This window comes from Campylobacter jejuni, assembly GCF_049221745.1.
In the GTDB taxonomy this organism is placed as follows: domain Bacteria; phylum Campylobacterota; class Campylobacteria; order Campylobacterales; family Campylobacteraceae; genus Campylobacter_D; species Campylobacter_D jejuni_E.
Window position 1 is genome coordinate 347,904 of the sequence record NZ_JBMJAO010000001.1, and the last position, 12,604, is coordinate 360,507.

A 12,604-nucleotide genomic window follows, 5' to 3' on the forward strand; every position below is an offset into this window, starting at 1 on the left:
TTATCCTTGAAATTTATATAATCTTTGGATTTTATCTAAAAATTGCTTAACTTTCTATATAAATCGGTTATTATGCTTATGATTTGAATATTTTTTCAAATTTTTCTAAAGCTCTATTAAAATTATAATTTTTTCTTTTTAAGGTGTAAAATTTACGCTTTAGGTTGATATTTTTTAATTTAATTTCATAAAGTGTTGAATTTTTTAATTCTTTTTCTATGCTTTTTTTAGGAAAAATAGAAATCGCTTTTTTTTGTAAAACAAGTTCTTTAATCGCAGCCATTCTATCAAGTTCAAGAAAAATATTAAGTTTTTTTGAGCTTGCACCAATTTCGTTTAAAAATTTATCCCTTAAGCCTGAGCCTACTTCTCTTAAAATCCACTTTTGTTCCAAAAGTTCATCGATATAAAATTCTTTTCCATTGAGTTTTTTATCACTTGTGGCTACTATAAGTTCATCATCTTGCCAAAAATTTATTTCTAAATTTTCATACTCCACTAAAGCTGGATCAAGTTCTGCTTCAATGATTGCAAATTCTATATTTCCGTTTTTTAGTAAATTCAAACATTCTTTTGAATTTTGTGTTTGAGAGCGAATTTCTATGTTTTTAAATTCTGCCTTAAAATCAAATAAAATAGGAGCTAAAAAATATTCAGAAATGCTTTGAGTTGAGGCTATTTTTATTTCCCCTAAGAGCATGCTTTCATCGTTTAATTTTTCTAAGCTTTGATAGTAGGCTTGTATAATTTTTAACCAATTTTTTCCTAGTTCTAAAGCTTTTGGTGTAGGTAAGAGTTTTTTTCCAAGTCTTTCAAATAAAATGCCATCAAATTTATTTTCTAAATTTTTAATTACTATTGAAACATTAGGTTGAGTTATGGAAAAATTGTTGGCTGTATGAGTTGGACTTTGAGTGTTTAAAAGATCTAAAAATATTTCCATATCTTTGATTTTCATAAGTGATTCCTTTATTTAATAAAAAAAATTTATTATAAAAATTAAAATAATATATTTTTATAATTTTAATAAAAAAAATATAATAACACAAAATTTACAAAAAAGGAAAATATATGAAAACAAGTTTTTTAGCACATAGCGTAGCTATAGTGCGTTCAAATTTTAAGGGTTTACTTTTTACTGCTTGTATAGTGATTTTTGCTATGTATCTTTCTAGTGTTCAAAGTATCAAAGATACTACTCATTTGGCAGCGACTGCTTTTGCTATCATCATAGGAGTATTGCTTTCTCCTTGGTTTTTTAAATACCAACATCATTTTCAAGCTGGAGTGCATTTTAGCGCGAAAAAGCTTTTAAGACTTGGTATTGTTTTATATGGTTTTAATATTACTTTAACTGAGCTTTTAAGTGTAGGGTTGAAAGGGTTTTTACTTTCTGCTATAGTGATATTTTTTGTTTTTATTATTGCTTTATTTGTAGGAATGAAAATTTTTAAACTCGATAAAGAAACTTCTATGCTTGTTGGAGCCGGAAGTGCGATTTGCGGTGCGGCAGCGGTTTTAGCACTAGAGTCAAGTTTGAAAAGTGATCCTTTTAAGGGAATTTTAGCTGTAGGTACGGTGGTGATTTTTGGACTTGTGTTTATGTTTTTATATCCCATAGCCTTTTCTTTAAATCTTTTTCCTTTTTTTGATCAAAATGCTATGGGTGTTTTTATGGGGGCTACTTTACATGAGGTGGCAAATGTTGCAGGTGCTGCTGAAATGGCAAAAGATATGGCAGGATTTGAGCAAGGTGCTTCTAATGTTGCGGTGATTATAAAAATGATGAGAGTGATTTTACTTGTGCCTTTTTTGCTTATAGTGACTTATTTTTTCGCTAAAAACCAGCATTCAAGTAGTGGAAAAACTGCAAAAAGTATCACTATACCTTATTTTGCTTTTGCATTTTTAGGTATGATAGTTTTAAATACTTATTTAGCAAACAAAGAAAGTATTTTAGGTATTGCTACGAGTGATATTATTTCTTTAGGTAAAACACTTTGTACTTTATGTATCGTTTTTGCTATGGCAGCTTTAGGCTTGCAAATTGACTTTAAAAAATTTTTAAAAAGTGGTTCTAGGGTATTTGGCTTAGCTTTTATTTTGGGGCTTGTTTTGATTTTTGGAGGATATTTTTTAACCTTAGCTTTTAAAGGTATACTTTGGTAATAAAAATTACTTTTTAGAAAATTTTATTTTATTAATCAACTAAGAATATAATTTAATTCATTAATTAAATTTATTAAAAAGGAATAAAGATGAAAAAAATTCTTGTAAGTGTTTTAAGTTCTTGCTTGTTGGCTTCGGCTTTAAGTGCTGTATCTTTTAAAGAAGATAGCTTAAAGGTTTCTTTTGAAGGATATAAAACTAAAGATATGATAGGAGTAGAAGGTGAATTTAAGAATGTAGAATATAAATTTTCTAAAAATACAAAGGGTTTAGCAAGTTATCTTAAAGGCGCTAAAGCTACTATAAAGCCAAGCAATGCTTTTATGGGTGAAGGCAATGATATTATAACCAATAATGTCACAAAAGTATTTTTCCCTGCTTTATTGGGAAATACGGATATTAAAGTTGTTTTTCAAGATGTGATTGCGGGTGAAAATAAAGGCGTTATTTCAGCAAAAATTACTATGGATAAAAAAAGTACTATTGTGCCTTTAACTTATACCATCAAAGATAATAAGTTTGAAGCTAAAGGACAACTTGATTTGCATACTTTTAAAAATGGTTCTAAAGCATTAAAAGCATTAAGCGATGCTGCTCCAGGACATGGTGGAATTTCTTGGCCTTTGGTGGATATCAGTTTTAGTGCTGACTTAGCAGAATAAAAAGTAGCCTTAGGGCTGCTTTAAAATACAATATTTTCTTAAATCATTTTCAAAAATTTCATAATCTTTTATATTTTCAAGTTCTTGATAAATTTTACTACCTTTCCATAAAATAAAAACCGTATTGTCATCTTTTAAATTTTTACAAATTTTAAGTAAAGGTTTGACATCCATTAAGGCTCTTGAGGTGATGATATCAGCTTTAAAGGTATTCTTATATTCTTGAACTTTTTCTTTGTAAATATGTAAATTTGGAAGTTTGCATTCTATTTTTAGTGTCCGCAAAAAGGCAGCTTTTTTGGGATTGGGTTCGAAAAGATGAAAATTACTTTGCAGTAAAAAGGCTAAAAATATAGCTGGAAATCCTGCGCCACTTCCTATATCGGCGATATTTTTTGCTTTAGAAAAATCATAAAAATCTAAAATTTTAATACTATCAAAGATATTTTCATCTATATTTTTTAAATGAGTAAGATTGTGAATGCGGTTAAATTTAGATAATAATTCTTTATAAATTTTTACCTTTTCTTCAAAGTTTTTTAAATCATAGTTTTGTAAAAAATCATAATTTTTAAAAATCATTTATTTAAGATGTCCCATTTGAGTTTGTTTTATGCTTAAATACTCTGCATTAAAACGATTAGGTTCTATTAAAATCGGTACGCGTGTGATGATTTTTTCTTTAATAGAATCTAGTTTTTCAGGGTTATTTGTGAGTAAATTAACCTTAGAAATTTCATAGTGTTTGAGTATAAATTCTACGATTTCATAAGTTCTCTCATCGGCTTTAAAGCCAAGTTGATGATTTGCTTTAATCGTATCAAAACCTTTATCTTGCAAAGCATAAGCATTAACTTTATTAAAAAGCCCTATGCCTCTTCCTTCTTGCCTAAGATAAATCACCATTCCGTCATTCTTTTCTATATATTTTAGCGAAAATTCAAGCTGTTCTCCGCAATCACATTTTAAACTTCCTAAAGCATCTCCTGTTAAGCACTCTGAATGAATTCTTAGATTGAGTGTATCTTTTGGAGTATTTTTAAATATACATAAATGTTCTTTATCATTTTCTTTGAAACTTTGTATTTGGAAATTTCCCCATTTGCTAGGTAAATTCGCAATTTCTGAAATTTTTATTTTCATTTACTACTTTCTATAATCAAATTTATGTTAAGATTCTAGCAAAAAAAGGACAAAAAAATGTTTAAAAGATTTAGAAGATTAAGGCTTAATGAAAACTTAAGAGCTATGGTAAGGGAAAATTCTTTAAGTGTAAATGATTTGATTTATCCACTTTTTGTGGTTAATGGAACGAAGATAAAAAAAGAAATTTCTTCTATGCCTGATGTGTTTCAAATGAGTTTAGATGAAATTTTAAAAGAGTGTCAAAATGTAGTCAATTTAGGCATTAAAGCCATTATACTTTTTGGCGTTTTAGAAAATGAGAAAAAAGACAGTTGTGGAAGTGATGCTTTAGATGATGAAGGGCTTGTTGCAAGAAGTATAAGAGAGATTAAGAAAAATTTTCCAGATCTTTTTATAATCAGTGATCTTTGTTTTTGTGAATACACAGATCACGGGCATTGTGGGATTATCGATCCAAAAACAAAAAGTGTGGATAATGATGCCACTTTAGAAATTTCAGCCAAACAAGCTTTAGTTCACGCAAGAGCAGGGGTAGATATGATAGCACCTAGTGGAATGATGGATGGTATTATCACTACTTTGCGCAAAGCTTTAGATAAAGAAGGTTTTGAAAATTTACCTATAATGGCATATTCTACTAAATTTGCTTCAAGTTATTATGGTCCATTTCGAGATGTAGCAGAGTCAACCCCAAGTTATGGAGATAGAAAAAGCTATCAAATGGATTTTGCTAATGGTAAAGAAGCTTTAGAAGAAAGCTTAGAAGATGAAGCGCAAGGAGCTGATGTTTTGATGGTAAAACCCGTTCTTGCTTATCTTGATGTGGTAAAAGAAATATCTCTTCATTCTAACTTGCCTTTGTGTGTTTATAATGTAAGCGGAGAATATGCTATGTTAAAAGCAGCTAAAAATGCAGGAGTGATTGATTATGAAAAAATCTTATATGAAACTATGATAGCTTTTAAAAGAGCAGGGGCAAAGCTTATTATCACTTATCATGCCAAAGAATTAGCTAAAATGTTAAAAGGAGAAAAATGAAACATTTTTTAACTTTAAGAGATTTTTCCAAGGAAGAAATTTTAAGCCTTGTAAACCATGCTAGCGAGCTTAAAAAAGAGCCTAAAAAACTTTTGCAAGATAAAACTTTGGCAATGATTTTTGAAAAAAACTCCACAAGAACAAGAATGGCCTTTGAACTCGCAATAACAGAGCTTGGTGGAAAGGCTTTATTTTTAAGCAGTAATGATTTGCAACTTAGTCGTGGCGAGCCTGTAAAAGATACAGCTAGAGTGATAGGGGCGATGGTTGATTTTGTGATGATGAGAGTCAATAAACATGAAACTTTACTCGAATTTGCAAGATATTCCAAAGCACCTGTGATTAATGCTTTAAGCGAACTTTATCATCCTACTCAGGTTTTAGGGGATTTACTTACTATCAAAGAATGGAATAAGATGCAAAATAATGGTATAGCAAAAGTTGCTTTTATTGGGGATAGTAATAATATGTGTAATTCTTGGCTCATTGCAGCTGCGATTTTGGGCTTTGAATTTAGCATGGCTATACCAAAAAACTATAAAATTAGCCTTGAAATTTGGGAATTTGCTATGAAACAGGCTTTGATTTCAGGAGCTAAAATTTCTTTAAGCCATGATAAATTTGAAGCTTTAAAGGATAAAGATGTGATCATTACTGATACTTGGGTTTCTATGGGAGAAGAGAACGAAAAAGAACGCAAGATTAGAGAATTTAAAGGATTTATGATCGATGAGAAGGCTATGAGCGTTGCCAATAAAGACGCTATATTGCTTCATTGTTTGCCTGCTTATAGGGGGTATGAAGTGAGTGAAGAAATTTTTGAAAAATATGCAGATGTGATTTTTGAAGAAGCAAGGAATCGCCTTTATGTGGTAAAAGCCTTGCTTTGCTTTTTGAATAATCAGAGAGGAAGAGAATGAAAGAGCTAGAAAAGTATAGCACTTGCTTAAAGCGCATTGATGAATTTAGTCAAAATCTAGGAATAAAGAAAAAAGATAGAACGATTTTTAAAATGAAGCAAAGCGAGAATGAAAATGAAAAATGTTTAGTTCTTGAAAATGGGAGTTTTGATTCTCCTGAACCTTGGTTCGTGATAGATGAAAACGATGAAATTCACACTTTACTTTCTTTGCAAAGTCTTAAGAATATACTTGAAAGTTTAAAACAAAGTCAAAAAGAGAATTTTGAATTGCGTTTAGAAAAGGCGATTTATCAACAAATTCCTGTAGATTTTAATGATGTTTGGACGGTTGCCATGGATGAGATCAAGCAAAAGGCACAAAATGGTACTATGGAAGTTAGTATTGATCTTGAAAAATTAATTTCTAAAATCAAACAAGAGCATCCAAATTTATTTGTAGATATGCAAGCGATGATAGAAAGGGTAAACCAAAATGAGAGATTATAAAGCTTTTGTAAAATACTCTAAAGCAGGACCGCGCTATACTTCTTATCCTACAGCAGTAGAGTTTAATACAAATTTCAAATACGAAGAATATATAGAAATTTTAAAAAAGCAAGATAGATCTTTATCGCTTTATTTTCATTTACCATTTTGTAGGAGTGCCTGTTATTTTTGTGGTTGTAATGTCATCTATACTGCAAAAGAAGAGAGTAAAGAAAGGTATTTAACTTATATTTTTAAAGAGCTTGATATTTTAAGTACCATTTTAGATACCAAGCGTGAAGTCGTGCAAATGCACTTTGGGGGCGGAACTCCAACTTTTTTCAGTGCTAAACAACTTCAAAGTTTGATTTTAAAAATCAGAACTATTTTTGGAAATTTTTCCGAAGATGCAGAGATTAGCTGTGAGATCGATCCGCGTTTTTTAAATGAGGAGCAAGCCACAGTTTTAACGCAAAATGGCTTTAATCGCATCAGCTTTGGAGTGCAGGATTTTGATGAAAAAGTTCAAAAAGAAATTCATCGTATCCAGCCTTTTGAATTAACACAAAATGCTTTAAATCTTGTAAGAAGTAAAGGTATAAAGTCTGTAAATATGGATTTAATTTATGGTTTGCCTTATCAAAATTTGCAAAGCTTTACACAAACTTTAGAAAAAGTTATGCTTTTAAATCCTGACCGTTTGGCGATTTTTAATTATGCTCATGTGCCTTGGCTTAAGAAAAATATGAGAAAATTTGATGAAAATACCTTGCCAAGTCCTGATGTTAAGCTTGAAATTTTAGAATTTTGTGAGAAATTTTTAAGCAAAAATGGCTATAAAATGATAGGAATGGATCATTTTGCAAAAGAAAATGATGAGCTTTTTAAAGCTTTAGAAAATGGAACTTTACATAGAAATTTCCAAGGTTATACCACTAAAGGTGGTGCTGATTTAGTCGGTGTTGGGCTTACAAGTATAGGCGAAGGACAAAGACATTATGCACAAAATTTTAAAGATATGTCAAGTTATGAAGCTGCATTAAATAGAGGAGTTTTGCCTTTTGAAAGAGGTGTGGCTTTAAACGATGATGATGAGCTTAGAAAAGCAGTGATTATGGAATTAATGGCAAATTTTAAGCTTGATATCAAATCAATAGAAAAAGAATTTTCCATTGATTTTCAGGAGTATTTTAAAGAGGATTTAAAAGCTTTAGAAGAATACAAAGATTTTATTAATTTTGATGAAAATTTTATCAAAGTCAATGAAACAGGCGTTTTACTTATAAGAAATATTGCTATGTGTTTTGATGCTTATATGAAAAACATTAGTGAAGATAAAAAAGTATTCTCAAAAACGGTGTAAGATGAAATTTAGTCAAATAAGTGATGCTTGTGTTAAATGTGGTAAATGTATACCTGTGTGTACTATACATGAAGAAAATCGCGATGAAATTACTAGTCCAAGAGGATTTTTAGATCTTTTAGCTGCTTATAAAGAGGGAGGTCTAGAACTTGATAAAGAAGCTAAGAAAGTTTTTGAATCTTGTTTTTTATGCACTAATTGTGTTGAGGTATGTCCAAGTAAATTAAGAGTAGATAATGCCATAGAAGAAGTTCGTTATGATATAGCTAAAAAATTTGGTATAGCTTGGTATAAAAAACTTATTTTTTTCTTTTTAAGAAGACGCAAAATTTTAGATTTGGTAGCTAAGCTTGGCTATGTGTTTCAAAGTTGTGCGTTTAAAATTCAAAATGAGAATGAAAATACAGGTATGAAGGCAAGATTTTCCATGCCTTTTGTTAAAAAGGGAAGATTGCTTACAAGTTTTAATAAAAAAAGTTTCTTAAATTCTAATCCAAAATTTATCAATAATGATGGAGAAAAAACAATAGGTTTTTTTGTAGGTTGTTTGGCGAATTATTTTTACATAGATACGGCTAATGCATTGCTTAAAATCGCCAAGGAATTAAAAATTAATGTGGATTTGATGAAAAAACAAGTGTGTTGTGGAGCGCCACAATTTTTTACGGGTGATTTTAAAAGTGTTGAAATTTTGGCTAAAAAAAATATTGAGTATTTTGAAAAAAAATTAGAAAAATTAGATGTTATTATAGTTCCTGAGGCCACTTGTTCGGCTATGTTAAAGATAGATTATGAACATTTTTTTATAATGCAAAATGATTTAGACTGGGCAAAACGCGCAAAATGTGTGTCACCTAAGATATATATGGCTAGCGAGTATTTTTATAAATTTACTTTTTTGGAAGAAATTTTAAAAACAAAAAATAAATTTAATTATAGCATTACCTATCACGATCCTTGCCATGCAAGAAAAATGCAAGGGGTTTTTAAAGAGCCAAGGGAGCTTTTAAAAACAAATTATCATTTTGTAGAAATGAGTAATTCTAATACTTGTTGCGGTTTTGGCGGAGTGAGTATGCAAACGGATTATTATGATAGAGCTTTAAGTGTAGGACTTAAAAAAGCACAAATGATCGATGAAAGTAAAGCCGGTGTGGTAAGTTCCGAGTGTTCAGCTTGTAGAATGCAAATTTCAAATGCATTAGAACAAAATTCAAGCAAGGTTGTTTTTGCTAGTCCTTTAGAACTTATAGCAAAAGCTTTATGATTATGAAGATTGTGTTTAAAGGTAAAAGTTCTGAATATGAAATCCAAAAATCATCTTTTTGTGCCGATGCTTTTGTGATTAAAGATAAGATTGAAGAACGAGATGGTGTTGATTTTATCACTTCAAATGTAGAGTTTTTGGAATTTAGTGATGACAGTTTTACTTTTGAAGAAATTGTAAAACATTTTAATATTTGTGATAGCGAAGATATAATTATCATTGAAGATTTTGACATGAAATTAAACAAAGATAATCAAAACCAAGAAGATAATATAGAACATGACATCTTAAAATCCGAAAAAATAATACATGAAAACACAAAACAAACAAGTATGCAATTTAAAAATTTAAAATTTTTTTCAAGAATTTTTAAAAATGAAAATTTTCTTTCTGATTTTAAAGAAAGTAAGCAAGAAGTTGTTATTATCAAAAAACATGAAAAACTTGAAATTTTTAAAAATTTATCTCAAGAAGATCAAGAAATTAGCTTTGTTAAAATTGAAATTTTAAATTATGATAGCAATGAAGATAGTTTAAGTTTTAATCTTGATATATTTCCAAGCGGTATGAGCTATAAGTATGGAATTTTAAAAGGTTCTATGCATATTATTTTACAAGGTAAAACTTCTAGTATGATGCTTTTTCCGTTTTTAAAAAGTATGATTTATAAAAATAAAAGTGAAAATTCAAGTGAAAAAATTTTTACTTTAATAATAAATCAGAAAAAATACTATAAGCTTATCACAAATTTTTCTTAGTTTTATTTTATTATATTTTCTATATTAGAGCGATTTTTTTCAATTAAAGAGCGATTTTTTTGAGCTGTTTCTTTAAGATCGGCTATATCTTCTTTTATATTTTGTATGTTTTGGTTGAGTAATTTTATCTTTTTTTCATAACGAGTAACGATGATAAAGACTACAAATAAAAATATAATAATCAAAAAAATAAATGCTAAAAATTCCATATTTTTCCTTTTTAAAACTAGATTTTGAAATATATCATTTAAATACTTCAAAAAACTTTTACAGGTTTTTTATTTTGTATTTTAGTTTTTTTATCTTTAAACTTATATATAAATTTTCAAAAAGTAATAAAAAAATATATAAAAAAATAATTAAATTAAAAAAATAATTAAATATAATAAATATCTTATTTTTTTATGTTATATTTTAATAAATATCTAAAAAGGATTTTAATATGGAAAAATCACTTTTATTTCATTTTAGACGCATTGGAGTTGAATTTATCATTTTTAGTGTTTATGCTGTTTTTAGCATCTCTTGGGCAGCGACAGGGTCTTTAATGCCTTTGATTTCAAATGATCTTGCCCTAAATACTCAGCAAGCTACTTTAATCACTAGCATGATAGTAGTTGCGAAAATTTTTGGCGCTTCATTTACTGCTTTTTTGGTTTATAAATTCGGATTAAAAAAGGGATATTTTTTAGGCTGTATTTTAATGAGTTCGGGTATATTTTTAAGTTTTGTAGATAGTTATAGTGGTATTTTGATTATAAGATTTTTAACAGGGCTTGGTTCAGCTTGTGCCTTAGTTTGCTTAGTACCCATTGCACAACAATGGTTTGAGAAAAAAGCTTTACATTTTGTAATTAGTTTTAATATAACTTCAAATTTAGTAGGTATTACCCTAGGACTTGTTTTAGCTGAAAGCATCTCAAATTATTTTGGAAATTGGAGAGATTCTTTATCATTTTATGCTTGGATTAATTTGATTTTATTGATTTTGTGGCTTTTTGTAGGTAAAGATGAGAATAAAAAAAGAAGAAAAAAGAATAATGCAAAAGATCTTGTTTATGCTCTAAAATCTCGTGTTACTTGGGGTATGATTATTTTTTACATAGGGCCTATTTTATTTTTAACTTCTCTTTTTACTTTTTTGCCAACTTTTTATGCGCAATATGCGGGTTTTAGTAAAGAATTAGCTGATTTTGCTAAAAAAGAAATTCCAGCCTTGGTTAATTTTGCTATTATTTTTGGTCCTTATCTTGGATTATTTTTTAAAAGAAAAAATATTTCTTTTAAAATAATGCTATTGTCTGGAGGAGCGTGTATTTTTATATGTGGATTTTGTATGTTGTTTTTACAAAATTTAGTATTGATACAGATTTTTGCTGTGTTATCAGGTATTTTTTATTCTATGTGGTTTCCATTTTTCTTTAATCTACCTTCAGAACTAAAAAATTCCAATCCAAATAAAACTGCTTATATTATGAGTGCTTTTTGGAGTATTACTTTTATTATACTATCATTTAACCTATGGGTAGTATCTTGGAGTGTTGATAAAACTCATAGTTTTACTTTGGGTTTTGTTTATATTTTTGCTTTGATTTTTATTTCAGCGATCTTGGCGCAATTTGTTTTGCCTAGAAGAGAAAATTTTATACAAGGAGAAAAATAATGAATTTAATTCCGGAAATACTAGACTTACAAGGCGAATTTGAAAAAATTCGTCATCAAATTCATGAAAATCCTGAGCTTGGTTTTGATGAATTATGCACTGCAAAATTAGTAGTGCAAAAATTAAAAGAATTTGGTTATGATGTTTATGAAGAAATAGGAAAAACAGGCGTTGTGGGGGTTTTAAAAAAGGGAAATAGTGATAAAAAAATAGGACTTCGTGCAGATATGGATGCTTTGCCTTTGCAAGAATGCACAAATTTGCCTTATAAAAGCAAAAAAGAAAATGTAATGCACGCTTGTGGTCATGATGGACATACTACTTCTTTATTGCTTGTTGCAAAATATTTAGCAAATCAGAATTTTAATGGCACGCTAAATCTTTATTTTCAACCTGCTGAAGAGGGTTTAGGTGGTGCTAAGGCGATGATAGAAGATGGATTGTTTGAAAAATTTGATAGTGATTATGTTTTTGGATGGCACAATATGCCTTTTGGCAGCGATAAGAAATTTTATCTTAAAAAAGGTGCAATGATGGCTTCTTCGGATAGTTATAGCATTGAAGTTATTGGAAGAGGTGGTCATGGAAGTGCTCCAGAAAAAGCAAAAGATCCTATTTATGCTGCTTCTTTACTTGTTGTAGCTTTACAAAGTATAGTATCTCGCAATGTTGATCCTCAAAATTCAGCAGTTGTAAGCATAGGATCTTTTAATGCAGGACATGCTTTTAATATCATTCCAGATATTGCAACGATTAAAATGAGTGTTAGAGCATTAGATAATGAAACTAGAAAGCTAACTGAAGAAAAAATTTATAAAATTTGTAAAGGTATTGCGCAGGCCAATGATATAGAAATTAAAATCAATAAAAATGTTATTGCACCAGTGACTATGAATAACGATGAAGCTGTGGATTTTGCTAGTGAGGTTGCAAAAGAATTATTTGGTGAAAAAAATTGTGAATTTAATCATCGTCCTTTAATGGCAAGTGAGGATTTTAGATTTTTTTGCGAAATGAAAAAATGTGCTTATGCTTTTTTAGAAAATGAAAACGACGTTTATTTACATAATTCTAGTTATGTTTTTAATGATAAGCTTTTAGCTAGGGCTGCAAGTTATTATGCGAAGCTAGCTTTAAAATACTTAAAATAA

General features: G+C 29.1%; 14 protein-coding genes. 10 read left to right on the forward strand and 4 right to left on the reverse strand.

The window, feature by feature from the left end; all coding sequences use genetic code 11:
* Positions 1–76 precede the first annotated feature (76 nt).
* Positions 77–958 carry a LysR family transcriptional regulator gene (locus ACOTU8_RS01750; RefSeq protein ID WP_422341524.1) on the reverse strand — a complete coding sequence of 294 codons (882 nt, stop codon included), beginning with the start codon at positions 956–958 and terminating at the stop codon, positions 77–79.
* A 113-nt stretch (positions 959–1,071) separates the two neighbouring features.
* Here ACOTU8_RS01750 and ACOTU8_RS01755 point away from each other — a divergent pair, with 113 nt between their 5' ends.
* Together ACOTU8_RS01755 and ACOTU8_RS01760 are read left to right on the forward strand one after the other, a co-directional pair.
* Complete coding sequence (locus ACOTU8_RS01755; RefSeq protein ID WP_422341525.1) at positions 1,072–2,169, forward strand: YeiH family protein; 1,098 nt, start codon at positions 1,072–1,074, stop codon at positions 2,167–2,169.
* A gap of 89 nt (positions 2,170–2,258) precedes the next feature.
* Positions 2,259–2,831: a hypothetical protein gene (locus tag ACOTU8_RS01760; RefSeq protein WP_422341526.1), complete on the forward strand. Its 573-nt coding sequence runs from the start codon at positions 2,259–2,261 to the stop codon at positions 2,829–2,831.
* Between the two features lie 9 nt (positions 2,832–2,840).
* On the opposite strand, the gene rsmG is transcribed toward ACOTU8_RS01760, so the two are convergent.
* Positions 2,841–3,413, reverse strand: coding sequence for a 16S rRNA (guanine(527)-N(7))-methyltransferase RsmG (rsmG, locus tag ACOTU8_RS01765; RefSeq protein ID WP_422341527.1), 573 nt, complete (start codon positions 3,411–3,413; stop codon positions 2,841–2,843).
* On the reverse strand, positions 3,414–3,974 hold the full coding sequence (gene ribA, locus ACOTU8_RS01770; RefSeq protein ID WP_422341528.1) for a GTP cyclohydrolase II: 561 nt from the start codon (positions 3,972–3,974) through the stop codon (positions 3,414–3,416).
* Positions 3,975–4,031: 57 nt separating this feature from the next.
* On the opposite strand from ribA, the gene hemB reads away from it, so the two are divergent.
* The 6 genes from hemB to ACOTU8_RS01800 are packed head-to-tail and all read left to right on the forward strand — an operon-like array spanning position 4,032 to position 9,790.
* Entirely contained in the window at positions 4,032–5,015 is a 984-nt protein-coding gene (gene hemB, locus ACOTU8_RS01775) for a porphobilinogen synthase (protein ID WP_422341529.1), read from the forward strand.
* Positions 5,012–5,935, forward strand: coding sequence for an ornithine carbamoyltransferase (gene argF, locus ACOTU8_RS01780; protein WP_422341530.1), 924 nt, complete (start codon positions 5,012–5,014; stop codon positions 5,933–5,935). The genes hemB and argF overlap by 4 nt, the downstream gene beginning before the upstream one ends.
* Positions 5,932–6,423, forward strand: a complete 492-nt coding sequence (locus ACOTU8_RS01785; RefSeq protein WP_002853412.1) for a DUF2603 domain-containing protein — start codon at positions 5,932–5,934, stop codon at positions 6,421–6,423. Before argF ends, ACOTU8_RS01785 begins: the two co-directional genes overlap by 4 nt.
* Positions 6,410–7,765 carry an oxygen-independent coproporphyrinogen III oxidase gene (hemN, locus tag ACOTU8_RS01790; protein ID WP_422341531.1) on the forward strand — a complete coding sequence of 452 codons (1,356 nt, stop codon included), beginning with the start codon at positions 6,410–6,412 and terminating at the stop codon, positions 7,763–7,765. The genes ACOTU8_RS01785 and hemN overlap by 14 nt, the downstream gene beginning before the upstream one ends.
* Before the next feature lies 1 nt (position 7,766).
* Positions 7,767–9,032, forward strand: a complete 1,266-nt coding sequence (locus ACOTU8_RS01795) for a (Fe-S)-binding protein (protein ID WP_422341532.1) — start codon at positions 7,767–7,769, stop codon at positions 9,030–9,032.
* A complete protein-coding gene (locus ACOTU8_RS01800) occupies positions 9,029–9,790 on the forward strand; it encodes a DUF5416 family protein (protein WP_422341533.1) in 762 nt (253 codons plus the stop codon). Before ACOTU8_RS01795 ends, ACOTU8_RS01800 begins: the two co-directional genes overlap by 4 nt.
* A gap of 2 nt (positions 9,791–9,792) precedes the next feature.
* Here the strand turns inward: ACOTU8_RS01800 and ACOTU8_RS01805 are convergent, their stop codons facing one another.
* Positions 9,793–9,999: a hypothetical protein gene (locus tag ACOTU8_RS01805; protein ID WP_422341534.1), complete on the reverse strand. Its 207-nt coding sequence runs from the start codon at positions 9,997–9,999 to the stop codon at positions 9,793–9,795.
* A gap of 233 nt (positions 10,000–10,232) precedes the next feature.
* Here ACOTU8_RS01805 and ACOTU8_RS01810 point away from each other — a divergent pair, with 233 nt between their 5' ends.
* Together ACOTU8_RS01810 and hipO are read left to right on the forward strand one after the other, a co-directional pair.
* On the forward strand, positions 10,233–11,453 hold the full coding sequence (locus ACOTU8_RS01810) for a CynX/NimT family MFS transporter (RefSeq protein WP_422341535.1): 1,221 nt from the start codon (positions 10,233–10,235) through the stop codon (positions 11,451–11,453).
* Positions 11,453–12,604, forward strand: coding sequence for a M20 aminoacylase family protein (gene hipO, locus ACOTU8_RS01815; protein ID WP_422341536.1), 1,152 nt, complete (start codon positions 11,453–11,455; stop codon positions 12,602–12,604). The genes ACOTU8_RS01810 and hipO overlap by 1 nt, the downstream gene beginning before the upstream one ends.

Bases quoted from the DNA above. Each gene is read 5' to 3' on its own strand.
- hemN (WP_422341531.1), top strand. From the start codon at position 6,410: ATGAGAGATTATAAAGCTTTTGTAAAATACTCTAAAGCAGGACCGCGC.
- rsmG (WP_422341527.1), bottom strand. From the start codon at position 3,413: ATGATTTTTAAAAATTATGATTTTTTACAAAACTATGATTTAAAAAAC.
- ACOTU8_RS01810 (WP_422341535.1), top strand. From the start codon at position 10,233: ATGGAAAAATCACTTTTATTTCATTTTAGACGCATTGGAGTTGAATTT.
- ACOTU8_RS01760 (WP_422341526.1), top strand. From the start codon at position 2,259: ATGAAAAAAATTCTTGTAAGTGTTTTAAGTTCTTGCTTGTTGGCTTCG.
- ACOTU8_RS01805 (WP_422341534.1), bottom strand. From the start codon at position 9,999: ATGGAATTTTTAGCATTTATTTTTTTGATTATTATATTTTTATTTGTA.
- ACOTU8_RS01785 (WP_002853412.1), top strand. From the start codon at position 5,932: ATGAAAGAGCTAGAAAAGTATAGCACTTGCTTAAAGCGCATTGATGAA.
- ACOTU8_RS01750 (WP_422341524.1), bottom strand. From the start codon at position 958: ATGAAAATCAAAGATATGGAAATATTTTTAGATCTTTTAAACACTCAA.
- ACOTU8_RS01800 (WP_422341533.1), top strand. From the start codon at position 9,029: ATGATTATGAAGATTGTGTTTAAAGGTAAAAGTTCTGAATATGAAATC.
- ACOTU8_RS01795 (WP_422341532.1), top strand. From the start codon at position 7,767: ATGAAATTTAGTCAAATAAGTGATGCTTGTGTTAAATGTGGTAAATGT.
- hemB (WP_422341529.1), top strand. From the start codon at position 4,032: ATGTTTAAAAGATTTAGAAGATTAAGGCTTAATGAAAACTTAAGAGCT.
- ribA (WP_422341528.1), bottom strand. From the start codon at position 3,974: ATGAAAATAAAAATTTCAGAAATTGCGAATTTACCTAGCAAATGGGGA.
- argF (WP_422341530.1), top strand. From the start codon at position 5,012: ATGAAACATTTTTTAACTTTAAGAGATTTTTCCAAGGAAGAAATTTTA.
- ACOTU8_RS01755 (WP_422341525.1), top strand. From the start codon at position 1,072: ATGAAAACAAGTTTTTTAGCACATAGCGTAGCTATAGTGCGTTCAAAT.
- hipO (WP_422341536.1), top strand. From the start codon at position 11,453: ATGAATTTAATTCCGGAAATACTAGACTTACAAGGCGAATTTGAAAAA.